The sequence below is a fragment of the Corallibacter vietnamensis genome (assembly GCF_039537875.1).
GTDB classification, from domain to species: Bacteria; Bacteroidota; Bacteroidia; order Flavobacteriales; family Flavobacteriaceae; genus Corallibacter; species Corallibacter vietnamensis.
Genome location: NZ_BAABBI010000001.1, coordinates 880,302 through 904,202 on the forward strand (window position 1 = coordinate 880,302; position 23,901 = coordinate 904,202).

23 protein-coding genes are annotated in these 23,901 nt (G+C 33.0%); 4 read left to right on the forward strand and 19 right to left on the reverse strand.

Annotated features, from left to right (window positions below; translation table 11 throughout):
• Nucleotides 1-2: 2 nt before the first annotated feature.
• From ABD690_RS04050 to flxA, 16 genes are all read right to left on the reverse strand, one after another.
• Nucleotides 3-1,154, reverse strand: coding sequence for a beta-ketoacyl synthase N-terminal-like domain-containing protein (locus tag ABD690_RS04050; RefSeq protein ID WP_344727354.1), 1,152 nt, complete (start codon nt 1,152-1,154; stop codon nt 3-5).
• Nucleotides 1,147-1,593 (reverse strand): acyl-CoA thioesterase, encoded by a 447-nt coding sequence (locus ABD690_RS04055; RefSeq protein WP_344727356.1) that lies wholly within the window; start codon nt 1,591-1,593, stop codon nt 1,147-1,149. The genes ABD690_RS04050 and ABD690_RS04055 overlap by 8 nt, the downstream gene beginning before the upstream one ends.
• A complete protein-coding gene (locus tag ABD690_RS04060; protein WP_344727358.1) occupies nt 1,571-2,839 on the reverse strand; it encodes an ABC transporter permease in 1,269 nt (422 codons plus the stop codon). The genes ABD690_RS04055 and ABD690_RS04060 overlap by 23 nt, the downstream gene beginning before the upstream one ends.
• Nucleotides 2,832-3,575 carry an ABC transporter ATP-binding protein gene (locus ABD690_RS04065; RefSeq protein ID WP_344727360.1) on the reverse strand — a complete coding sequence of 248 codons (744 nt, stop codon included), beginning with the start codon at nt 3,573-3,575 and terminating at the stop codon, nt 2,832-2,834. Before ABD690_RS04065 ends, ABD690_RS04060 begins: the two co-directional genes overlap by 8 nt.
• A 3-nt stretch (nt 3,576-3,578) precedes the next feature.
• The gene (darH, locus tag ABD690_RS04070) at nt 3,579-4,577 is read right to left on the reverse strand and encodes a BtrH-related acyltransferase DarH (RefSeq protein ID WP_344727362.1); all 999 of its coding nucleotides are present in this window, start codon (nt 4,575-4,577) and stop codon (nt 3,579-3,581) included.
• On the reverse strand, nt 4,567-4,977 hold the full coding sequence (DarG, locus tag ABD690_RS04075) for a flexirubin biosynthesis protein DarG (RefSeq protein WP_344727364.1): 411 nt from the start codon (nt 4,975-4,977) through the stop codon (nt 4,567-4,569). The genes darH and DarG overlap by 11 nt, the downstream gene beginning before the upstream one ends.
• 7 nt (nt 4,978-4,984) lie before the next feature.
• The gene (locus ABD690_RS04080; protein ID WP_344727366.1) at nt 4,985-5,440 is read right to left on the reverse strand and encodes a hotdog family protein; all 456 of its coding nucleotides are present in this window, start codon (nt 5,438-5,440) and stop codon (nt 4,985-4,987) included.
• Nucleotides 5,440-5,871 carry a hotdog family protein gene (locus ABD690_RS04085; RefSeq protein WP_344727368.1) on the reverse strand — a complete coding sequence of 144 codons (432 nt, stop codon included), beginning with the start codon at nt 5,869-5,871 and terminating at the stop codon, nt 5,440-5,442. The genes ABD690_RS04080 and ABD690_RS04085 overlap by 1 nt, the downstream gene beginning before the upstream one ends.
• 1 nt (nt 5,872) lies before the next feature.
• Nucleotides 5,873-7,006 carry a dialkylresorcinol biosynthesis protein DarB gene (darB, locus tag ABD690_RS04090; RefSeq protein WP_344727370.1) on the reverse strand — a complete coding sequence of 378 codons (1,134 nt, stop codon included), beginning with the start codon at nt 7,004-7,006 and terminating at the stop codon, nt 5,873-5,875.
• A gap of 14 nt (nt 7,007-7,020) precedes the next feature.
• Nucleotides 7,021-7,944 (reverse strand): dialkylrecorsinol condensing enzyme DarA, encoded by a 924-nt coding sequence (locus tag ABD690_RS04095; RefSeq protein ID WP_344727372.1) that lies wholly within the window; start codon nt 7,942-7,944, stop codon nt 7,021-7,023.
• Nucleotides 7,941-8,834, reverse strand: coding sequence for a lysophospholipid acyltransferase family protein (locus tag ABD690_RS04100; protein ID WP_344727374.1), 894 nt, complete (start codon nt 8,832-8,834; stop codon nt 7,941-7,943). Before ABD690_RS04100 ends, ABD690_RS04095 begins: the two co-directional genes overlap by 4 nt.
• Before the next feature lie 20 nt (nt 8,835-8,854).
• Nucleotides 8,855-9,097, reverse strand: coding sequence for an acyl carrier protein (locus ABD690_RS04105; RefSeq protein ID WP_344727376.1), 243 nt, complete (start codon nt 9,095-9,097; stop codon nt 8,855-8,857).
• On the reverse strand, nt 9,090-10,322 hold the full coding sequence (locus ABD690_RS04110; protein WP_344727379.1) for a beta-ketoacyl-[acyl-carrier-protein] synthase family protein: 1,233 nt from the start codon (nt 10,320-10,322) through the stop codon (nt 9,090-9,092). The genes ABD690_RS04105 and ABD690_RS04110 overlap by 8 nt, the downstream gene beginning before the upstream one ends.
• 11 nt (nt 10,323-10,333) lie before the next feature.
• Nucleotides 10,334-11,065 carry a flexirubin biosynthesis SDR family reductase FlxB gene (gene flxB, locus ABD690_RS04115; protein WP_344727381.1) on the reverse strand — a complete coding sequence of 244 codons (732 nt, stop codon included), beginning with the start codon at nt 11,063-11,065 and terminating at the stop codon, nt 10,334-10,336.
• Nucleotides 11,066-11,121: 56 nt separating this feature from the next.
• Nucleotides 11,122-12,252, reverse strand: a complete 1,131-nt coding sequence (locus ABD690_RS04120; RefSeq protein WP_344727383.1) for a WG repeat-containing protein — start codon at nt 12,250-12,252, stop codon at nt 11,122-11,124.
• 123 nt (nt 12,253-12,375) lie between these two features.
• On the reverse strand, nt 12,376-13,896 hold the full coding sequence (gene flxA, locus ABD690_RS04125) for a flexirubin biosynthesis tyrosine ammonia-lyase FlxA (protein ID WP_344727385.1): 1,521 nt from the start codon (nt 13,894-13,896) through the stop codon (nt 12,376-12,378).
• 109 nt (nt 13,897-14,005) lie between these two features.
• On the opposite strand from flxA, the gene ABD690_RS04130 reads away from it, so the two are divergent.
• Nucleotides 14,006-15,250 carry an NAD(P)/FAD-dependent oxidoreductase gene (locus ABD690_RS04130; protein ID WP_344729287.1) on the forward strand — a complete coding sequence of 415 codons (1,245 nt, stop codon included), beginning with the start codon at nt 14,006-14,008 and terminating at the stop codon, nt 15,248-15,250.
• 42 nt (nt 15,251-15,292) lie between these two features.
• Here the strand turns inward: ABD690_RS04130 and ABD690_RS04135 are convergent, their stop codons facing one another.
• Together ABD690_RS04135 and ABD690_RS04140 are read right to left on the reverse strand one after the other, a co-directional pair.
• The gene (locus ABD690_RS04135) at nt 15,293-15,892 is read right to left on the reverse strand and encodes a hypothetical protein (protein ID WP_344727387.1); all 600 of its coding nucleotides are present in this window, start codon (nt 15,890-15,892) and stop codon (nt 15,293-15,295) included.
• A gap of 108 nt (nt 15,893-16,000) precedes the next feature.
• Complete coding sequence (locus ABD690_RS04140; RefSeq protein ID WP_344727389.1) at nt 16,001-16,945, reverse strand: NAD-dependent epimerase/dehydratase family protein; 945 nt, start codon at nt 16,943-16,945, stop codon at nt 16,001-16,003.
• Nucleotides 16,946-17,097: 152 nt separating this feature from the next.
• On the opposite strand from ABD690_RS04140, the gene ABD690_RS04145 reads away from it, so the two are divergent.
• Both ABD690_RS04145 and ABD690_RS04150 read left to right on the forward strand, forming a co-directional pair.
• Entirely contained in the window at nt 17,098-17,610 is a 513-nt protein-coding gene (locus ABD690_RS04145) for a hypothetical protein (protein ID WP_344727391.1), read from the forward strand.
• 105 nt (nt 17,611-17,715) lie between these two features.
• Complete coding sequence (locus ABD690_RS04150) at nt 17,716-19,815, forward strand: M13 family metallopeptidase (protein WP_344727393.1); 2,100 nt, start codon at nt 17,716-17,718, stop codon at nt 19,813-19,815.
• Between the two features lie 80 nt (nt 19,816-19,895).
• Here the strand turns inward: ABD690_RS04150 and ABD690_RS04155 are convergent, their stop codons facing one another.
• Entirely contained in the window at nt 19,896-20,327 is a 432-nt protein-coding gene (locus ABD690_RS04155; protein WP_344727395.1) for a TerB family tellurite resistance protein, read from the reverse strand.
• Nucleotides 20,328-20,535: 208 nt separating this feature from the next.
• Between ABD690_RS04155 and mfd the strand changes: the two genes are divergently transcribed.
• A complete protein-coding gene (gene mfd / locus ABD690_RS04160; RefSeq protein ID WP_344727397.1) occupies nt 20,536-23,889 on the forward strand; it encodes a transcription-repair coupling factor in 3,354 nt (1,117 codons plus the stop codon).
• The last annotated feature ends 12 nt before the right edge of the window (nt 23,890-23,901 follow it).

Below are 23,901 nucleotides of genomic sequence, written 5' to 3' on the forward strand. Positions count from 1 at the left end.
AATTAGTTAATTTTTTTAAATATTACAGCGGTATTACATCCTCCAAAACCTGATGCGGTTTTTAAAAATGTTTGTAGCTGTTTTGTTGGTTGTTTAGTTTCTTTTATAACATTTATAGGTTGGGAAACACCTAATGTATCAAATCCTTTAGAGGCATAAAGCATATTGTTTTTTAAAGCATGCATGCCAACAATAGTTTCTAGTAACCCTGAAGCACCTAGCGTATGTCCAAAATAACCTTTTAAGCTATTGACGGGAATGTTTTGTAATTGACATCTATTAAATGCAATTGCTTCCATTTCGTCATTAAAAATAGTTGCTGTTCCATGAGCTGAAATATAATCAATTTCTTCGGGTTTTATTTGGGATTGAGATATAGCAGACTGAATACTTCTGTAAAGACCTTCGCCAGTTCTAGACGGTCCAGAAATATGGTTGGCATCATTGCAAGAGCCTTCGCCCAGAATACTTACGGCTTCTTTAGCTAGATTACTGTTACTTTTTGTTATTAAAATACTTGCAGCAACTTCGCCAATATTAATTCCAGTGCGGTTTTTGTCGTAAGGCTTACAGGGTTGACTGCTTAATGCTTGAAATGAGTTAAAACCTGATAAAATAAAAGGCGTTACAATATCACCACTTGTAATAAACACATGGTCATAAATACCTTGGTTTATGTAGCGTTTTGCAATTGCAACTGCTAGTATGCCAGAAACACAGGCGTTTGAAACTATTATAGCATCATTTTTGAAATTAAAAAAAGATGTTATGGCTTTTCCTAATTCACTTAAGTAAGCTTTACTTTCCGGAAATGGGTTGCTGGTGTCTAAAGCATCAATATTCCCTTTTGTTGTAGATATAATTAGCCCAACACGATCTGTGATTTTAACTTCAGAATCTGATATAACCTTACTTAATGAGGTTATCATCATTTTTTCTAACCGAGTATAGGATTCTTTGGGATTTAGCTTATTAAAAGCAGTATCTAAATCATTATTGTTTATTAAAGCCGAATAAAAATCTTGTGGTAAAATATTGGGGTCGCTAACAAGTTGTAGTCCAGTTGTTTCGTTTTTTATGTTATCAACAACGGTATTACTGTCAAACCCTAATGATGAGATAATATTATTATATGACGCGTAAATGTTATTCATCAAGAAGCCCTACGTTTTGTTTCCAAGTTTTAAAAAAATCTGGAAGATTAAGCCATAAATCGCCTTCACCAATGTTATCAACAAAAACCTGAACGGTTTCTCCGGTACAAACTAACTCTTGATTTTGATTATAAATCTCATAGCGAAATACCATTTTTGCAGCGGGACTATCTACATAAATTGTTTTTACCGTAGCAATATCACCATATTTAAGTGGTAATTTATGGTCGGTGCTAGATTTTACAATGGGTGTAGCAAAACCATGTTTTTTTTGATCTAAATACGAGATGCCATGATGCCTTCCAAATGCCTCACGACCGTCTTCAAAATATTGAATATAATTACCATGCCAAACAATTCCAAGAGGATCAGTTTCAACAAAACGTACACGTACTTGACTGGTATGCGTTATTTCTTTAGACGGCATTTTTCTTTTCATTATAAACAATTGCAATTAAGGTGGTTATTATAAAGAATAATGATAACAAAATTATTTCAGGTAGAATGTCCCAAAAAGAACCATTTCTTAAAAAAACATCATAAAATGCATTTAATCCCCAATTCATAGGTGAAATATGAGAAAGTGTTTGCATTATTTTAGGCATAATAAAAACAGGAACCCAAACACCTCCTAATGCGGCCAAAATAACAACAAAAGTAGCACCAAATGGTGCTGATTGTTCTTGGGTTCTAGCAATGGTTCCTAATAATAAACCTAAACCAATAGCTGCAAGACCTGCAAATGTAGCAACGACAAAGAGTAATGGTAAACGACCTGAAATGTCTAAAGTTGGTAATCCTAAATGCGGAAATAAGTAAACACCTATTAAAAGCATTAATACAAACTGAATTAAACAAACAATAAGGTAAACAACTGTTTTTCCTCCTAAAACCGTAGCGTAAGAAACAGGATTTGTTCGTAATCTTACAAAAGTACCTTGACTTTTTTCCTTTACTATATTTATTGATAATGGTACAATAATAAAAAATATAGCAAATAATGTCCAAGCAGGAACGTTGTGTTGTACCGAGTTTGGAATCATTTCTTTATCGTCATCTTTTGGTAAAATTTCTTTGAAAGTGATAAAATTATCTGTGGCAAAAATGGTTTCTGAAGGATCATCAGTGATTTGTTCTTGAAACGCTTTGTAAATAGATTGAGTTTCTATTTTTGAAATCATTTTGTCAATGCCATTTTTTACAGAGCTTTTAAAAGATACTTGCGTGGCAGGATCAAAATATAATTTTACTTCTTTGCTTTGAAACGGTGAGCTCGCTTGTTGATTTTTAGAATCACTCATGCTGAATTTAGCAATGATGCCTTCAACATTTTGAGCAACTTTTTGCTCTAACCCTTCAGATAGTTTTTCAGGAATAATAATGGCTAACTGATATTTTCCGCTAAAAACGAGATCCTTTGCTTCTTCTTCGGTATTCTTTTTTATGATTTCAAAAGCATTAGAGTCTTGTAGCCCGTTTAATATGGTTTCAGAAACAGAACCTTGATCATTATCAACAACTAAAACAGCTATTTTGGCATCTGTTACTGTTTTAAAAGTTCCGTCTTGAATAAGCGTTATGGTTACAATAAGCACCAATGGCATAATAAAAAGAATGGCAATGCCACCAATATCTCGGGTAAGCAATAAGAGCTCTTTTTTTGTGGTTGCCAGTAATTTATGCATGATCTCTTAAGGCTTTTCCGGTTAGACTTAAAAAAACATCCTCTAAATTATGAGCGCCTTCTTGATTTTTTATTAGGGTTTTTGGTTCTCCTTTTATAATAATTTTACCATGGTCTATAATACCAACTCGCGTACAGAAGTTTTCAGCTTCATTTAAGTGATGCGATGTATAAATAATTGTGGTTCCGTTACTATTTAACTCTTTAAGAAATTGAATAATAACGTTTTTAGATTGCACATCAACACCAACAGTTGGCTCATCTAGGAATAATACTTTAGGATCGTGTAAAATACTAGCAATAAGATTTACACGGCGTTTCATTCCACCAGAAAATGTGTTTATTTTTTTATGGGCAAAAGGTAATAGGCCCAAATAATCTAGTGTGTTGTTTATTTTTGATGTTAGTTTAGACCCTTTTAAACCATACATGCTACCAAAGTACTGTAAGTTTTCAAAAGCCGTTAAAGATGGATACAATGCATACTCTTGCGGAACGATACCAATACGTTGTTTAAGCACGTTTTTGTTTTTCTGGTATGTTAAACCATCAATTGTAAAAGATCCAGAAGTTGGTTTTATTAACGAGCATAAAATTGAAATAAGTGTGGTTTTACCAGCGCCATTAGGACCTAATAGACCAAAAATTTCTTTTTCATCAATAGACAAGTCTAAATTGGTTACTGAATAATGATCAGCACCTTTATATTTTTTTGAGACTTGTTCAACGTTAATCATGTATTATTTTATGGCTTTCTTTAGTTTTTTAAAGAAGATTTCTTCTTTATCAGCAATAGTTTCTAATTGTGATGCAACATTGTTGTAAGCATCTTCTTTGGCACTTCTATTTTTATAAATACGAGAAGCATCTAGGGCAAAATCACGCCAAAGGTCTCCAATATTAGTCATTTCATTAGACAATTCAGAGAGTCTAGGATTGTTTAATATTTTGCTTGATTCTTGTAAAAAAGCAGCAAAAATATATCTAAAACCGCCGCCGCCGGTTCCTATTTCTTCTTGCATTCTAACAACTTGACCTAAATAGTGATTAGCAACTTTATTGCCTTTTTTCTTTGGCCACTTTCTTATAAGCTTTGCAACTTTTCTGATACCTTTTACACCAACAATTGGAATTGGTGCTAGCATATCGCGACAGGTTTGTTTTATTCCTTTTATTATAGCCTTTTCTAGCTGTAATTCTTTTGGAAAATCTATAGGGTAATACATATGACCTTTAGGAGCAAAAGCGCCTTTGGCAAAACGTACTTTTTCTAATTGTTTATCTGTTAGTGTTGTTACGGTTTCCATAACAGGATCACTTATTAAATATGTGTCATTTTCTTTGCCGTATACAATTAAGTTATGGGCATTAAAATGAAATCTATATTCGTCAGGGAAATAAACCAAATTATAGACACCAACTTGTAAACCTACAGGGTTGTTGTTTTTTAAGTTTTCGTCAAGTCTAGCTTTGGCCTGTTGTGGGTTTTTAAATTTCTCACGTTTTATTTTAATTCCAACACGCTTGGCAAATTTTTTAAAAATAAATCCAGGCATTGCACGATAGGTTATTGCTGGTGCGTGATTTACCATTAATAATGGAATATAACAAAATAATAAACCAGAGCCAATACCAAACGCCATGGGTTCACTAACGTTAAACCCGTTGTATTTCATTAAATTAGAAATCACACCATTTTCGCAATGTGCAGATTGATGATGCGTGAAATTAATTTTCATGTAAAGTGATATTTTTTAATTGGTCTATGTTTACCTCAAAAACATCAGCATATTTTTGCAGTGTTTTTTGAGATAATTTATTAAAGACTTTGGGTTTAAAATGACGTTTTACGCGCCATTGCCACATACCTACATAACTAGCTAATATTTGAGGATCCATTTTGTGAAATTCCATATAGTATTCTATAGGGCTAGTTTCGTTGTTTAGCACGCGATTTTTTGCAGTAGAAATGCGTTGGTTTATCTCTTCGATTGCGTTATCTAATGCTATTGTTTTTGGTGCCCAACCTGTACTGTGAGCTGTTGTATACTCGCCGTTTTCATCTACAGCATAGCATAATTCTTTGAAATTAGCAGACTCTAAATTACTCTTGTCTTGAGGGACTTCATTCTTCTTCATAAAAAATCTATTTTAATTCTTGAATGACTAAATTCATCTCACAAGATACTAATTCTTTGTTGTCTTGAGAGATAATACATTCTAAAGTACAAATGCTATAAGCATCTGTATCAAACCTAGATTTTAAATTGGCTTTAGATATGATGGTTGTATTTACTTTTGGGCACTCTTTTATTGTGACTTTTTTTATTGCACTAATAAAACCTATAAGTTTTGTGCCTTTGCCTTCTATATCGTCATCTTCAAAATAACTTTTACCCACAATGGCAGAACATGTTTGGGCGGCATTTTCTACAAGGCCTACTTCGTTAAAGTAGCCATTGTCGTTAAAAATACAAGAACTTTCTATTTTGAATGAGGTTGCAACGTGTTCGTCATCAATAGATAACACATCATCTACCATTAAAAATGGTTTTCTGTGAGGAAGAAATTTTGTGATATCTAAATTTTGAAACCTATTCATTAGCTAGCAATAACTGTTTTCATTTCTCCTGAAGCAATTTCTTCATTATTGGAGTTAAAAGCTTTTACTGTAACCATGGTTACTCCCATAAACTCATGTAGTATTTGAGCTTCAGTGGTTATGGTTTCGTTTAGTTTTGGTAGTTTGTTAACGGTTACTTTTTTTATAGACCCTATGTAACCTGTAGGTGCTTGTTCGCCTTTTAAAAAGTAATCATAGCCCGTATGTAAAGCTACTGTTTGTGCCATATTTTCAACCAAACCAGGTTCAAGAAAAATACCGTTTTCTACAAAGATATTTGTGTCTAATATTTTTAATGAAGATACAATTTTAGTTTCAGAAAAATCTACTAACGTATCTACCATCACAAAAGGTGCTTTTTGCGGTATTAGGTGAGATATAGTTGTTATTGGTAAATTGCTGGTTGTCATTTTAGCAAACAGTTAAAAGCGCATAAGCATAAGCAAAACGTGCACTTTCTGGAACAGAAAGTAAAATTTTATCACCTTTTTTAAGTTTTCCAGAAGTGGCTAACTCCTCAAGCATAATATAAATTGATGCTGCACCAACATTTCCTACTTTACTTAAATTCATAAACCAGTTTTCCCAAGGGATTTCAACACCTTGATTAACCATTTCTTGGTATAGGTTTTCTTTAAAATAGTAAGAAGAGATATGAGGTAAATAGTAGTTTATTTCTTCTGGTTTTACACCGTGTTTTTCAATAGCCATTTTTAAGCTATCTACACCTTTAACAAGAATATTTTCACCAAGAAGTTTAACATCTTGCTTCATTGCAAACAATGATTTTTTACTCCATTGGTCTGAAGGATATTCGCTCCAAGGTTTTAAAAAGCCATTATCTAATTTATCTCCGCCGGCATACATACATGCTTCAATTTCATGAGCATAAGAGTAGCCTTCCATCCATTCTATTTTTAACGGCATGTCACCATTAGGAGCATCTTCTAATAAAAATGCGCCTGCGCCATCAGATAGCATCCAGCGTAAAAAGTCTTTGTTAAAAGCTAATATTGGGTTTTCTTCTAGTGATTCTAAATGTTTTACTTCATCTTCAAAAATATCAGATTTCATCCATGATGATGTTCTTTCAGAACCCGTAGAAACAGCGTTTTTTGTTTGTCCAGATTTTACTGATAAGTAGGCGTATTTCATTGCGTTCATTCCTGAGCAACATGCGCCTGATGGTGAGTTTATTTCTATATTCCCATTTTTTAAAAACCCATGAACCATAGCTGCGTGAGATGGTAATATTTGGTCTGGACTTGAGGTTCCACAAGAAAGCACTTCAATATCTGATGGTTTTAAATTTTCATCAAATAATTTTTCAACAGCTTCTTTTGTAAGTTGCGCATTATTGTGCGTTATGTTACCATTGTCATCTATAGCATAATATCTAGTTTTTATTTGATTGTTACGTAACACAATGCGTCGTCCTTTTGAGGTTTTCCCATTGATTGTTCCTAATTTTTCTTCCATCTCATCATTGGTAATGGGACGGTTTGGTAAAAACTTTGATATTTTGGTAATGTAAACTTCCTTCATTTTTTTAACATCTTCTATTTTAATACAACAGATGAGTAGTATTTCTTGTCTTTTTTTATTTTGCCATACAAAGGTAAATAAGTGAACAAAAATAAGATAAAAACTATTGGTGAAATAATCCAAATAGCAAATAATAGGTAATAATTAAATATTTTAACCCAAAATACTCTTTTTGGTGTGTTTTTTTCACTTTTAGAGGTGATTATTTGGGCCCATTTTGAGAATATGACATTTCCGCGAGTGTCCATAGTTACTAAAAATGGTTTTACGGTTACTGCTTTTTTCTCTAAAAGGCTATTTTGCAATGTACTAAAATCATTTTTTAGTATGTGTTTTACTATTGTAGGGCTAAATCTACTTGCATTATCTATATCTTTTTGTGCTACACCTGGTTTCGGAAAAATACCGAGAAAGCGCTCTTTTTTTCCGGAAAACATCCATTGCGCAATTGTAATAACGCTTATGTGGTTTATATGATTGTCTACCAAAGCGATATTGCCAACCAAATTTGCTTGTAAGGCTTTTAGCTTGTGTTTCATTTTTTCTTGAGCCATCATCCAGAGATTCCTACAGCCTATTACTGTAACAACATTTGTGTTGTTAAATAGTTTTTTAGCGTCATCGGTATTTAAAAAGGATGTTGTAGGTAATGATGGCGTTAGGTACCAAACTTGATAGCCAAATATTATTAAATCATATTTTTTTTCTAGTATATGTTTGGGTACGGCTTTTACAGGTCTTGCATTTTGTTTGTAAGTATCTGGAAATACACCATAAAATTCTTCTTTACTCCATGGAAAAGGAAATGGTGTTTCCATTTCAATTTTATGATAGTCTATAGTTAATTCGGTATGATTAACCATATCAGATACAACGTTATTGAGTATTTCTGTAAGTTGCCCTGATTGTGAATAATGTAAAACTAAAACGTGTTTCATGGTTGTTTTTTGTTTTGGGTTCCCCAGAAATCAAAATAGTTAAACCATTGCAATGGGTATTTTTCTAGCATCCAAGATACACTTTCTGTATATTCTTTAAGTAAGGCTTGTGCATCTTTTTGTTTAGCTTTAGCTTTTCTTGCATATAAATGATAGTGTGTATTGGTCTCTTTCATTACATACACAAATAGTACAGGCACTTTAAGTCTTGATGCTAATAAGAATGGGCCTGCAGGAAATTTGGCTTCTTTATCTAATAAAGATTCTGTTAGGTATTTAGAGTTGTCAATGTAACGATCGCCAGTAATACAAACAAGTTCGTTTCTAGCCAATGCTGCATTTATTTCAAATATATGTGATAAATCTTCCTTAATAATAATTAAGTTAATATTAGATTTTTTTGTTACGCTTTCAATATATTCTTTTATAGCTGTATGTTCTATATCTGTTGTAAGTAAGCTTATTGAGGCGTTTTCTTCTAACTCCCCAAAAAAATGTTCGGCAATTTCAAAGTTACCAACATGTGCACTTATAAGAACACCACCTTTTTTTCTTTTTAAAGCATCTTTAATGTGGTGAACACCATCAAATTGATAGGTGAATTTGTCACGTAATCCAGATGATATAGCGACTTTGTCTATAATGGTTTTTCCAAATACGTAGTAGCTTTTATAAATGCTTATTAGGCTTTTGCTACGTGAGTATTTTAACCGCTCATTAAAGTAATAGTAAATAGCTTTAGAGCTATTCATGGCAAATAACACAAAGTAAGCAGCAACAAAGTATAGAACAAAATATGCTGCACGTAATCCTAGGTTTTTCATACAGAACACAAATATTCTATACCCAAGAACAGTTCCTCTGGATTTACCTTTCCATTCAGCAGCCATAAAAAATTACAATTGCTTTTTTAGCTTAATTTATTTTCAATTAGGTTGTAAAAATCCTGAAGCGATACAACGTCCACAAAGTCTTCACCTACTAGTTTTACTCCAAAGTTAGATTCTACAGCAACAACAAGGTCAACAAAATCTAAACTATCTAACTCTAGGGTTTCTTTTAAATTTGCTTCTGGTGAAATATCATCTTCCTCAACTTCAAATTCATCTATAAGAAAGTTGTTTATTTTCTCAATAATAACTTCTTTATTCATTTACACTTTTGTTTTTTTTAATTATTAATGCTGAATTAGTTCCGCCAAATCCAAACGAATTTGACAAAAATACATCAAATTTTTTATCTAAAGTTTTACTTACTAAATTTAATTTAGAAGCGTCTTCATCCGGTTCGTCAAGATTAATGTTTGGTGCTATAAAATCATTTTGCATCATAAGCATTGAGTAAATGATTTCGCTAGCTCCGGCCATCCAGCATTCATGTCCTGTCATAGATTTTGTTGAGCTTACATAAGGACCGTTTTCACCAAAAACTTCAAATATAGCTTTTGCTTCATTGGCATCACCAACTGGTGTTGACGTTGCATGAGCATTAACATATTCTATGGCAGAGGCGTTGATGTTTGCTTGATTTAAAGCCATTTTCATGGCTCGCGCAGGTCCGTTTACATTAGGAGTTGATATGTGTTCTCCGTTTGATGAGAAACCATAGCCTATTATTTCTCCTAATATTGGTGCGCCACGTTTTACAGCAGATTCGTAAGTTTCTAATACTAATGTTGCTGCTCCGCCACTAGGAACTAAGCCATCTCTATTTTTATCAAAGGGTCTTGATGATTTTTCTGGGTGTTCAGTGTTTAATGAAAACACTCCCAATCCATCAAAACTACCCATTGCTATTGGGTTTATTTCTTGAGCGCCACCACAAATTATACATTCTTGTAAGCCACCTTTTATAAGTTGATAAGCCATGCCTATGGCATGAGAACCACTTGCGCAGGCTGCGCTTATTGTGAAATTGATACCTTTTAACTTAAAAATTGTAGATAAATTCATTGTTACAGAAGAATTCATGCCTTGAAATATAGCTCCTGAACCTACTAGTGTAGTGTCTTTTTTGTCTCGAATTTTATCTACAGAATCTACAACAGATTTTGCTGTACTATCATTGCCATAAAGAATACCTACATCATTAGTTTCAAAAAAGTCGTCTGTAATTTTTGCGTTTTTAAGTGCTTCTAAAGTTGCTATGTATGCGTATTCTCCTTCTTCACCAAGACTTATACGTTGTCTTCTAGATAATAAATTTTTTAGGTTAGGTTGTTTTACCATACCTGTTAAAGGGGAACGATATCCGTAAGGGATTCGGTTTTCGTCTATAACAATTCCAGATTTACCATGATACAGAGATTCCTTTACATCTTCTAAATTTTCTCCAATACAAGAGTATATCCCCATTCCTGTTATCACAACTCTCTTCATTTTTTAAAAATTTACGAGTAAATACCTCCGTTAATATTTAAAACTTCTCCAGTAATATACGAAGCTTTTTTAGAAGCTAAAAATGAAACAGCGTGTGCTACTTCTTCAGGTTCTCCAAATCTGTTAACAGGTATAAGGTTTTTTAATTCCTTTTCATCAAGTTCAGCTGTCATATCAGATTTTATAAAACCTGGAGCTACAGCATTTACGGTTATTTTGCGTTTTGCAACTTCTTGAGCAAGAGCTTTTGTTGCTGCTACTAGAGCACCTTTTGCAGCAGAATAATTGGTTTGTCCGGCAGTTCCTTTTACACCAGATACAGAGGCTACGTTTATAATTCTTCCGTATCTGTTGCGTAATAGTTTTTGAATTAAATGGTTTGTGACATTATAAAATCCGTTTAACGAGGTGTTTATAACATCTTGCCAATCGTTTTGTGGCATCCACATGAATAGCCCATCTTTTGTAATACCGGCATTGTTTACTATAACTTCTATAATGGCATCTTTGTTTTGGTCTTGCCAGTTGTCTAAAGCTGTTTTTACATCTTCAGAATTTGTTACGTTAAACTTTATGATTTCACCAGTGTTTCCTTCAGATTCAATCGCTTTTAGGGTTTCTAATGCAGCAGATTCGTTGCTGTTGTAATTTATTAAGATATGGTAATCAGAATCTTTGGCTAGTTGTATGCATATTGCTTTTCCAATTCCTCTTGATCCACCTGTAATTAAGGCACATTTCATTTATTGGGTATTGTTTAGTTGGGGTAATTAGTTTGTTAGGTTTTCTGGGGTGGAATTTATTTAAATAATTCCAGATTTTCAAATGTCATGTTTTTTAAGGTGTTTCCTTGAGTATCTATATACATCCATGACTTTTTTTCTTTTACTCTAGCTAGTCCGTCTATGAAACCTTTTTCTGGATTTTTGCTGAATAAAGAAGCAAATCCGCCAGCAGTAATGACATAGTTTTCTGGAATAACAAGTTCACCTTTTTTGTTTATAAAACCCCATAGTTTTTTGGTTTTTACAGGTGCAAGACCGTCATCACTGAATGTTTCAGCGTCTCTATATTGCATTGGAACAATAAGTTCTCCTTTTAGGTTAATATAACCCCATAGTTTTTTGTTTGAAACTGGAGCTAAACCGTTTTTAAAGGCTCTAGCTTTGTCAAAAGAAGGTTCTATAATCCATTCGCCTTTTTTGTTTATAAAGCCTACTTTTTCATCTTTTTTGGCATATGTGTAATCAGGGTTTTTTGAAAAATCCCAAATTTTATTTGCGCCAGAAACGGGTTTGAATTCTCCGTTTATTATAAGGCCATAAGTTTCTCCTTTGTTGGCTACTATGTTGCCGTTATAAAAGTTGCTTACGCCATCATATTCTGTTTTTACAAGATATTTTCCTGTAGGGTCTACTAATCCCCATTTGTCGTTTTCTAGAACTTTTGAGTAGCCGTTTACAAAATCAAAAGCTTTGGTGAATTTAGGTGATATAACAACATCGCCTTTTGTGTTAATAAAACCAATTTTATCTCCAGATTTTATTACTGCATAACCTTCGCTAAAATCGTATAACTTGTCTGTTGAGACATTGGTTAAGGTTTGTTCGCCTTTTGTGTTGATATAAATCCACTCTTTATCTTTTAAAACGATAGCTAAACCAGAGTTAAAAGCTTTTGTTTTGTTGAATTGAGGTTGTATAACCCATTCGCCTTTTCTGTTTATGTAGCCCCATAAGTCTCCGTTGCTAGTAGCTTCGGCTAAATCTTCAGAAAAATTCTTTGCAGTTTTAAACTGTGGTTTAATATGCCATTCTCCTGCTTTTGTGATATACCCGAATTTACCGTCTTTTCTAGCTAAAGCAAGTTTTTGTGAGAATCCTGTTATGCTTAATAAAAGCAGTCCAAATAATAGTAACTTTGTTTTCATAATGAATGTTTTAATTATGTTTTATTTATTAATGGCGCTATCATAATAAAGTTAACAGTAGGGTAGGAATAAAACGGTTTTTGTAAAGATAAGAAGTAATTTTTAGAAACTAGCACTCCTTTATTAACTATTCATTATTAACTCTTTAACCTTGTTTACATAAGGGTACATGGTAATGTCTTCTTTAAAAGCAGGTACTATATTACGAATATCGTTATATATTTTTCTGGTATTAGTAGATACTTGATCTTGTACGTTTAGGTATTCTATGGCTTGAACGACAGTAATTAACTCTATAGCTAAAACTTCAAATGCGTTTTCTATTACCTTTTTTGTGATTAATGCAGCATTTGTTCCCATGCTTACAATGTCTTGATTGTCATTGTTGTTAGGGATACTGTGTACATACATTGGGTTTGAAAGCATTTGGTTTTCAGCAGTGGTAGAAGTAGCTGTAAATTGTACACCTTGCATACCAAAATTTAAACCTAACTCTCCTAAATTTACAAAAGGAGGTAAAATATCATTCAGCCTAGTATTTAGTAAATAATTAAGTTGTCTTTCTGCTAGCATAGTAGCTTTTGTAGTGACAATTTTTAATTTATCCATTTCTAGAGAAACGTAGTCTCCATGAAAATTTCCGCCGTGATATACGTGTTTTTTATCTACGTTTACAATTGGGTTGTCATTTGCAGAGTTTACTTCTTCAATTAATATTTTTTCAATACTATTTAAAGAATCTAAAACAGGTCCTAAAATTTGAGGGACGCATCGTAATGAGTAATATTCTTGTACTTTTTCTTTAAATACAGAAACATCTTCATTTTTAGAATATAAATGGTGTTCTCTTTTTCTAGTTAGTTTGCTGTCTTTTAAATGCTCACGCATTGCTTCAGCTATTTTGCGTTGACCAACATGTTTTTTAGATTCGTTAAGTTCTAGAGATAGGTGGTCATCATAAGCTTTTACTATTTCGTTTATTGCTGCAGAACAAGAAATCATCCAGTCAAGTAAACGTCTGGTGTATATTGTGTTTACAATACCTATTCCAGTCATAACCGAGGTTCCGTTCATTAAAGCTAAACCTTCTCTTAATTCAACAGAGATAGGTTTTAAGCCTTCGGCATTAAAAACGTCTTTTGTGGCAAGTCTTTCTCCTTTATAAAATACTTCTCCTTCACCAATTAAAACTAGAGCTAAATGCGCTAACTGTACTAAATCTCCACTTGCGCCAACACCACCATGCTCATAAATTAATGGTGTTATGTCTCTGTTTATAAGTTCTGTCATTAATTCAATAACAGATTTGTGAACTCCCGAGTGCCCCAATGATAATGTGTTTAATCTGGCAAGCATAGCTGCTTTAACATACATTGGTGGAATTGGTTGTCCTGTTCCAGAAGCATGACTACGTATCAAATTATACTGCAATCTAATGCGTTCAGAGTCTTTAATTTTATACTGGGCCATTGGGCCAAACCCAGTGTTTACACCATAGATAACCTTGTTTTCAGAAAATTCTTTTAAAAAATTGAAACTCTTTTCTACTGTTTCTAAAACAGTTGTATCAATAGAGATAGGCTTGTTTTCAATAATAACTTTATAAAAATCTTCTATACTTAATGTTCCGTTAAATGTTAGCATCTATGTGTTTGTTCTATTATTTTTTGATAATTTATTTTAATAACTTAAACTAAAATAGTTATTTTGGATTGCAAATTTAAAATAATAAATGAATTTTACTACAATGACTATGAGTGATATAAATGTAGATGTTTTAATTATTGGTGCTGGACCTTCAGGATGTGTGGCAGCAGCTTATCTTCATTCGCAAGGAATACGTGTAAAAGTTTTAGAAAAGAGCAAGTTTCCAAGGTTTGTTATAGGCGAGAGTTTGTTACCAAGATGTATGGACCACTTCGAAGAGGTTGGTTTGTTGGACTGTTTAAAAGCTCAAGGTTTTGAAGTGAAATCTGGCGCACGATTTTTAAGAGACGATATTGTTTGTAATTTTGATTTTAGTAAAAAACATACTGATGGATGGAATTGGACATGGCAAGTTCCAAGAGCCGATTTTGACAATACATTAGTACAAGAAATAATAAAGAAAGGTGTTGATGTTGCTTTTGAGCATGAGGTTACCGATGTTGTTATTGCAGATGACGGAACATCTAAAACATCTGTAAAAACCAAAGACGGAGATACATATTTTGTAAACGCCAATTTTATTATAGATTCTAGTGGTTATGGTAGAGTGTTACCAAGACTTTTAGGTTTAGACAAGCCGTCTCAAATACCAGAACATTCATCAATTTTTGGACATGTAAAAGATGTTAGAAGACCTGAAGGAGAAGAAGGAACAATTATAACATTTGATGTTTTAGATAAAGATACGTGGTTGTGGGTTATTCCTTTTTCTAATGGAAATACAAGTATAGGCTTTGTAGGTAAGCATGAATTTATAGAATCTGAAAGTGGAACTACTGCTCAACGCTTAAACGCTTTGTTGAAACACTCAAAATACTACAGAGACAGGTTTCAAGATTTAGATTATTTGTTTGAACCTATTACCATAAAAAATTATTCTAAAGCGGTAACTAAATTTTACGGAAAAGGATTTGCTTTAACAGGTAATAGTGCAGAGTTTTTAGATCCTGTTTTTTCATCAGGCGTTACATTTGCAACCGAGTCTGCTTTGCGAGCATCCAAGCTTATAGCTAAAGAGCTGAAAGGAGAAACTGTAGATTGGAAAGAAGCATATGAAGGCTACATAAAAAAAGGTGTTGATGTTTTTGCAACGTATGTAAAAGAATGGTATACAGGAAATTTACAAACTTTGTTTTTTCACAGACCAGAAAACCCAGATGTAAAACGTCAAATATGTGCAGTTTTAGCAGGTTATGTTTGGGATGAAACTAATCCGTTTGTAAAAAAGCATAACAGAGCTGTTAAAACAATGGCACATTTAATCAATATGGAAAAAGAAAAAAGCGAATAAAACACTGTTCATTCGCTTTTAGTATTGGTTTAAATAAAAATATTATTTAGCTTTTTTTCTAATGTTTGCCGCAAACTCTTTACCTAATTTAGCGTAAGCTTCAGATATTCGGTAGCCAGAATTATAATCGTTACCCATAGCACCGTAGCCTTCAACTTTAGTATAGTTTACAGAAAATAATACAGTATCAGGATTGTCGCTTTTTACTAATGAAATTGTAGCTTCAAGTTTTGCGTTTTGTCTCATAACACCAACATTATAACCTGGGTATAAAAAGGTTGTGTGAATTTTTAACGTGTATTCAGCGCCCATGTTTTTACCTACAGAAACTTCGTTGTTTTTCCAACGTTTGTTAAATGATTCAATAAATTTTGGTTCGTAACGATCTTCTCTATCAGCAAACCACGAGTTTTTAAATTTTTCACCACCGCCTACTTCTTTCTCTTCACGTTTGGCCATTTTGTCTTTTAAGAATTCTTCTTCAGAATCATATTTAGGGATTTCCAAATTAGAGTAATCAAACTCTAAATTGTAAACAGAAATTCCTTTTAAGGCACTCCAATCTCCTTTTGTGACTTTTGCCTTTTGAGCCATAATAGTAGTAGACACAAATAATACAGCGACAAATAAAATGTTTTTCATAATGTTTTAAAAATAATTGATTTAGATAGCTAAAATAATAGAACTTTTTCTAAAAAAGTATACGACAATCAACGTATTTTTAAATTAAGAAAAGCGATAAAAGATATTTTACTCTTTAGATAAGTTTGTAAGCATTTCTTTAGTGATGGCTTCTAAATCAAAATTGTGTGTCCAATTCCAGTCTTGGCGTGCTTGAGAATCATCAATGCTTTTAGGCCAAGAGTCTGCTATTTCTTGTCTGAAATCTGGTTTGTAAGAAATTGTAAAATCTGGAATATGCTTTTTTATTGCGTTGGCAATATCAGTAGGTGTAAAACTAATTGCAGCTAAATTGTATGAGGATCTTATTTTTACAGAATCACTGTCAGCATGCATTAAATCTATAGTTGCTTTAATGGCATCATCCATAAACATCATTGGTAACTCGGTGTTTTCAGATAAAAAACATTCGTAGGTTTTGTCAGCAATAGCTTTGTGATAAATATCAACAGCATAGTCTGTTGTTCCACCACCAGGAAGCGTTTTCCAGCTTATAATTCCTGGGTATCTTATACTTCTTACATCAACGCCATATTTGTTATGGTAGTATTCACACCAGCGTTCTCCTACTTGCTTTGTAATACCGTAAACTGTTGAAGGTTCCATAATGGTATATTGCGGCGTGTTTTCTTTTGGGGTTGTAGAACCAAAAACGGCTATACTAGATGGCCAAAACACGTTTTTAATAAAACCTTCTTTGGCAAGGTTTAAAACATGAAATAATGAATCCATATTTAAATCCCATGCTTTCATAGGAAATTTTTCACCAGTAGCACTCAACATGGCAGCCATTAAGTAAATGGTTTTTATGTTATATTTTTCTACACAAATTTTTACGGCAGAATAGTCTTGAGCATCAAGAATTTCAAAAATTCCAGAGTTAACAACGTCTAAATTTCCGTAATTAATATCACTAGCAATAACATTTTCATTACCATGAATGTCTCTTAATTTGTAGGTTAATTCAGATCCTATTTGGCCACAAGCGCCTATTATTAAAATTTTTGAACTCATTATTTCCTATTAAAAAGTTCACAAAAATAACAAGAATTTAATGACGAAATAAAGTTTTTAGTATAAAATACCTAGTTTAAAAGTATTTGTGTAATTGCTACAAAAAAATAATGAAAGCAATATATTTGTAGTGTTTACCTTAAATGATGAGAATGAAAATTTTAAGTATTTTATGTTTAGCGGTTTGTTTGTTTTCTTGCAAGAAAACATCAACAAGTACAGAGGTGTCAGTTCAAAATAATACCGAGAGTTCTATTATATCAATTAGCGATATTGAAACCTTAAAATATGTAGATTACGCATTAGACAGTAAAGCGGATAAAATTATTTCAAATTGGATGAAATATTACGAGTTAGAAACAGTGGTTTCTAATCTAAAAAAAGCAGATATATCATATTTTAAAAACAACGCTGAAATTCTTGAAGCACTTATAAAAGACTTAAAAAGTACCATTCCAGAAAAATTTCAAACACCTTTAATACAAGCTAGAATTTTAGCATTAGAAACAAAACTTTATAAGCTAGAAGGTGTTGCAAATTTATCAAACATTCAAAAAAAAGAACTTCTATTATCTGTACAAGAAGTATTCGTGGCTTTTTCTAACTTAAACCTACAAATGAATAAACAGGTTGAAAGAGAGAGCCAAAGAATTCAAAAACCTTAAACACAAAAAAACTATTTATTAATATTTTGTTAATATGTAGCAATTTTAAGCTTCAAGGCTCTAAATAGTAGTAAATTGTACTACCAAAAATTAAACACAAACTTTATGAAAACCAACATTCAAAGGCTTTCTTTATTTAGTGCTATTGCGTTTATGAGCTTAACAGCTTGTAAAGAAGACGCTAAAAAAGAAACAGCTATTGTAGAGGAAGAAACAATTCCTGGAATCAATTTAGAATACATGGATACCTCGGTAAAGCCAAGCGAGGATTTCTTTAAACATGTAAATGGAAACTGGCTTAAAACAAACACAATTCCAGACGATAGATCTCGTTGGGGAAGTTTTGATGAGCTTAGACAAAAAACAGATGAAGACGCTTTAGGAATTCTTAAAGCAGCTATGTCTGATAATAAAGATCTAGAAAAAATAGATGTATTACCGGGTTCAGATCAAGAAAAAGCAGTTTTTCTTTATCAAACTATTATGGATACAGTTTCTAGAAACAAACAAGGTATCGAACCTCTAAAGCCAGTTTTAGAAAAAATAGACAACATTAAAAATATTCAAGATCTTCAAGCTTATTTAATAGAAATGGAGCCTAAAGGAGGCGCTGGTTTTTTTGGGTTTGGAGTAGGAGCTGATGCCAAAGATAGCAACAGAAATGTTGGGTATTTAGGAACAGGAGGATTAGGACTTCCTGATAGAGACTATTATGTAAAAGACGATGAAGACTCTAAAGAGAAAAGAGAAAAATATGTGGCGCATATAACAAAAATGCTTCAGTTTTTAGGAGATTCAGAAGCCCAAGCAAATGCCCAAGCAAAACAAATTTTGGCATTTGAAACAAGCCTAGCAAAACCAAAAATGGATAAAGTTGAGTTGAGAGATGCTAGAAAAACTTACAACCCAACTGCTGTTTCAGATTTACAAAAAATGGTGCCTGCAATTGATTGGAAAACATATTTTGACGGAATTGGTGCTAAAAATTTAGATACAGTTATTGTTAGTCAACCAAAATACATGAAAGAACTACAAAATATTTTGGCTAAAGAAAATGTATCCAATTGGAAAGCTTACTTACGTTGGTCAGCACTTAATGGAGCAGCTGGCATGCTAAACGATGAGTTGGACCAAGCAAACTGGGATTTTTATAGTAAAACACTTCGTGGTGCTAAAAAGCAAAGACCAAGAGACGAGCGTGCGCTACAAACAATAAACTGGACAGTTGGTGAGGCATTAGGAAAACTTTATGTAGATAAAAAGTTCCCACCAGAAGCAAAAGCAAAAGCTGAAGAAATGATTCAAAATGTTATTAAAGCATTTGAGCAAAGAATCTCGGTATTGCCTTGGATGAGTGAAGACACAAAGAAAAAAGCTATTGAAAAACTTCAAGCTACGCAAATTAAAATTGCGTATCCTGATAAATGGAAAGATTATTCAGCTTTAGAAATAAAAAGTGTAGAAGAAGGAGGAAGCTACCTTCAAAATATGCAAAATGCAAAAGCTTGGAACTATCAAGAAGATATTGAAAAATTAGGAAAACAAGTAGATAAAAGCGAGTGGTATATGGCGCCTCAAGTTGTAAACGCTTATTTTAACCCTTCTTATAACGAAATTGTATTTCCAGCGGCAATATTACAACCACCTTTCTATAATTACAAAGCTGACGATGCAGTAAATTACGGAGGTATTGGTGCTGTAATTGGTCATGAAATATCTCATAGTTTTGACGATTCTGGAGCACGTTATGACAAAGATGGAAACCTAAACAACTGGTGGACAGATGAAGATTTAGAAGAGTTTACAAAGCTAGGTAAAGCACTAGCTGATCAATATAGTAGTTTAGAAGTATTACCAGGTGTACACATTAACGGTGAGTTTACTTTAGGTGAAAACATTGGAGATTTAGGTGGTGTTAATGCTGCTTACGATGCGCTACAAATGAGTTTAAAAGAAAATGGAAATCCAGGAGAAATAGATGGTTACACGCCAGAACAACGTTTCTTTATGTCTTGGGCAACTGTTTGGAGAACATTATATAGAGATGATGCTCTCAAAACGCAAATTAAAACAGACCCACATTCACCAGGAATGAACCGTGCTGTACAACCTTTATTAAATGTTGATGCTTTTTATGAAGCATTTAGTATAAAAGAAGGAGATAGTATGTATATAGCACCAGAAGAACGTGTTAAGATTTGGTAATAAATCGTAACAGCATAAAAAAAGCGAACTGAAAAGTTCGCTTTTTTTATTTAGTATTTAAAAAAAATATAAACAGGTTTTTACTTGTTCATGTTTTTTATTTCTTCCATAAAAGTTTCTAAATCTACACCATTGCTTACTAGCGTTAAAGCTTTGTCAACAACGTATTTTACGTTATCTGGAGTAAACCCAAGACCAATACCAATCTTTCTTAAAACCAACTCTTCATGATCTCCTTTTATGTGGTCTACATAAACCATACGTGCTAAATCATATAAACGCTCTAAACGCTTATCATAAGATGTTGGTGGGTTGATAGGATGAGATTGATAATCCTTCAAAATTAATTTATAATCAGCTTCACTGATATCCAAATTTCTAGCTAATCGGTCTAAAAAAGCCTTTTCGTCTTCACTAATAATACCATCATCCATAGCTACTCTAACTATGGCAGCAAAATGATCTTCGTTACGTTTTTTAAACCCGCTATCAAATAAATCTGAAATTGACATATGTTCTTGTTTTTTAAAGTCGTGCAAATATAATTAAACTTCCTTCATTATTTAAATGAAAACTCCGCCTTTTTTAATAGCAAGTATTTGCAAATAGAATAGTAACTATGAGTTTTGATTTTTAGTATAACTCTTAACAAAAATTTCTCATAGCAATAAATAGTCCAAAACAATGTAAGTTTTATCTTTGTCATCAAAATATAGAGTCTTGAGTAAATCTATCCTCTCGCAAACGTATGATCAGGCTTTGCAAACGCAAAATCTGCACACCGCTATTGCCCAATCTCAAAGTAGAACACATCTTAAAGGACTTGTAGGGTCGTCTTTTTCTTTCGTTTTAGCTGAAACTTTTAAGCAATCTAATAAGCCTTTCTTGCTTGTTTTTAATGATAAAGAAGAAGCTGCTTTTTACCTTAACGACCTTGAGGTAATGCTTAATGGTAAAGACGTGCTTTTTTATCCAGGCAGTTATCGTAGGCCTTATCAAATAGAAGAGACTGATAATGCCAATGTATTATTAAGAGCAGAAGTGCTAAACCGTATTAACTCTCAAAAAAAACCCGCGGTCATTGTAACCTATCCTGACGCACTTTTTGAAAAAGTAGTTACGCGACGTGAATTAGAAAAAAACACCTTAAAAATCGCCGTTAATGATAATCTTTCTATTGACTTTGTAAACGAAGTGTTATTTGAATACAAGTTTAAACGTGTAGATTTTGTTACAGAACCAGGCGAGTTTTCAGTACGTGGTGGTATTGTAGATGTGTTTTCGTTTTCTCATGATGAACCTTACCGAATTGAGTTTTTTGGCGATGAGGTAGATAGTATTAGAACTTTTGATGTTGAAACACAATTATCAACAGAGCAAATAAAGAAAATAAGCATCATTCCTAATGTTGCTAATAAGTTTTTAGAAGAAAGTAGACAGAGTTTTTTGAAATACATGGCTCAAAAAACGGTGGTGTTTATAAAAAATGCCGATATGCTATTTTCAAGAATTGACGACTTTTATGGTAAAGCAGAAGAAGCTTTTCAAAAGTTATCAAAAGACATAAAACATGCAGAACCTGAAGCTTTGTTTTGTAATGCTGCCTTGTTAAAAAAACAATTGTTAGATTTTACTTTGGTTGAGTTTGGAACGTCAAATATTTTGACAAGTAGTTCTGATGCTGCAAAAGTTATTACATACAACACAACACCACAGCCATCTTTCAACAAACAATTTAATGTGTTGATAGATGATTTAAACCTGCATCATAATAAGGGTTATACAAATTATATAGCATGTGTAAGTGAACAGCAAGCCAAACGATTTCATGATATTTTTGAAGATGTAGATCACGATGTGCATTATAAAACGGTTGTTTTATCCTTGTTTCAGGGCTTTGTAGATCACGATAACAAAATTACGTGTTATACAGATCACCAAATTTTTGAACGATATCATAAATTTCATTTAAAAAATGGTTATGCAAAAAAGCAAGCCATAACATTAAAAGAGCTTACAAATCTTGATATAGGTGATTATGTAACTCATATAGATCATGGTATTGGACGATTTGGAGGTTTGCAAAAAATAGATGTTGAAGGCAAAAAACAAGAAGCTATAAAGCTTATTTATGGTGAGCGTGATGTGTTATATTTAAGTATACATTCGCTTCATAAAATTACCAAGTTCAATGGTAAAGATGGAAAACCACCAAAGGTTTATAAACTAGGAAGTAAAGCTTGGAAAACTCTAAAGCAAAAAACTAAAACACGTGTAAAAGAAATTGCTTTCAATCTGATAAAACTTTATGCCAAGCGTAAGTTAGAAAAAGGCTATCAGTATAACCCTGATAGTTATATGCAGCATGAGTTAGAAGCATCATTTTTATACGAAGACACACCAGACCAAAGTACAGCTACTGCTGATATTAAAGCAGATATGGAAAGTGAACGCCCAATGGATCGTTTGGTTTGTGGTGACGTAGGTTTTGGTAAAACTGAAGTAGCTATTCGTGCAGCATTTAAAGCGGTAGATAATGGCAAACAAGTCGCTGTTTTGGTGCCTACAACTATTTTGGCGTATCAACACTATCGTACGTTCAAGGAGCGTTTAAAAGATTTTCCTGTAACGGTAGATTATGTAAACCGATTCAGAACCGCTAAAGAAAAACGAAACACGCTTGAAAATCTTGAAAGTGGCGCCGTAGATATTATTATCGGTACTCATCAGTTAGCAAATAAAAATGTTGCTTTTAAAGATTTAGGGTTGCTTATTGTTGATGAAGAGCAAAAATTTGGAGTTGCTGTAAAAGAAAAATTACGAACACTAAAACAAAATGTTGATGTGTTAACGCTTACTGCAACGCCAATACCTAGAACACTTCAATTTAGCCTAATGGCAGCAAGAGATTTATCGGTAATTACAACACCACCGCCAAATCGATACCCTATAGAAAGTCACGTAATTCGTTTTGGCGAAGAAACCATTCGTGATGCTGTGAGTTATGAAATAGAACGTGGAGGACAAGTTTTCTTTATTCATAACCGTATAGAGAATATAAAAGAAGTAGCAGGAATGATTCAACGTTTGGTGCCAGATGCCAAAATTGCCGTTGGTCATGGTCAAATGGATGGTAAAAAACTAGAGCAACTTATGCTGTCGTTTATGAGTGGCGAATTTGACGTTTTAGTTAGTACAACCATTATAGAAAGCGGACTTGATGTACCAAATGCTAACACCATATTTATTAATAATGCTAATAATTTTGGTTTAAGTGATTTACACCAAATGCGTGGTCGTGTTGGTCGAAGCAATAAAAAAGCGTTTTGCTACTTTATAACTCCAGAGTATTCTGCTATGACCGAAGACGCCAGAAAACGTATTACAGCTTTATCACAATTTACCGAGCTAGGAAGTGGTTTTAATATTGCAATGAAAGACCTTGAAATTCGTGGAGCAGGTGATTTGTTAGGCGGAGAGCAAAGCGGATTTATTAACGATATAGGGTTTGATACGTATCAAAAAATATTGAACGAAGCCATAGAAGAGCTTAAAGAAAACGAGTTTAAAGAGCTGTATCAAGACGAAGGTAAACCGAAAGAGTATGTAAAAGATATTACAATTGATAGTGATTTTGAGCTTTTATTTCCAGATGATTACGTCAATAATATTACCGAGCGTTTAAATCTGTATACGCAACTAAATAATCTTAAAACTGAAGAGGAATTACAAAAATTTGAATCTGAAATTATAGACCGTTTTGGAGAACTGCCAACACAAGTTGTAGATTTATTAAATAGTGTGAGAATAAAATGGATCGCAGCAAAAATTGGCCTAGAAAAATTAGTGATGAAGCATGGTAAAATGGTAGGTTATTTTATCAATAATCAACAAAGTGGTTTTTACCAAAGCAGTGGTTTTACAAAAGTCTTACAGTTTGTTCAATCACATCCGCAAGCTTGTAAAATGAAAGAAAAGCAAACACGAGCAGGCCTTCGTTTGTTGCTAACCTTTGAGCGTATAAAAACTGTAGATCAAGCACTAGCCGTTTTAAAACCAATTTTGGCTCAATAATTGAATGTAAAA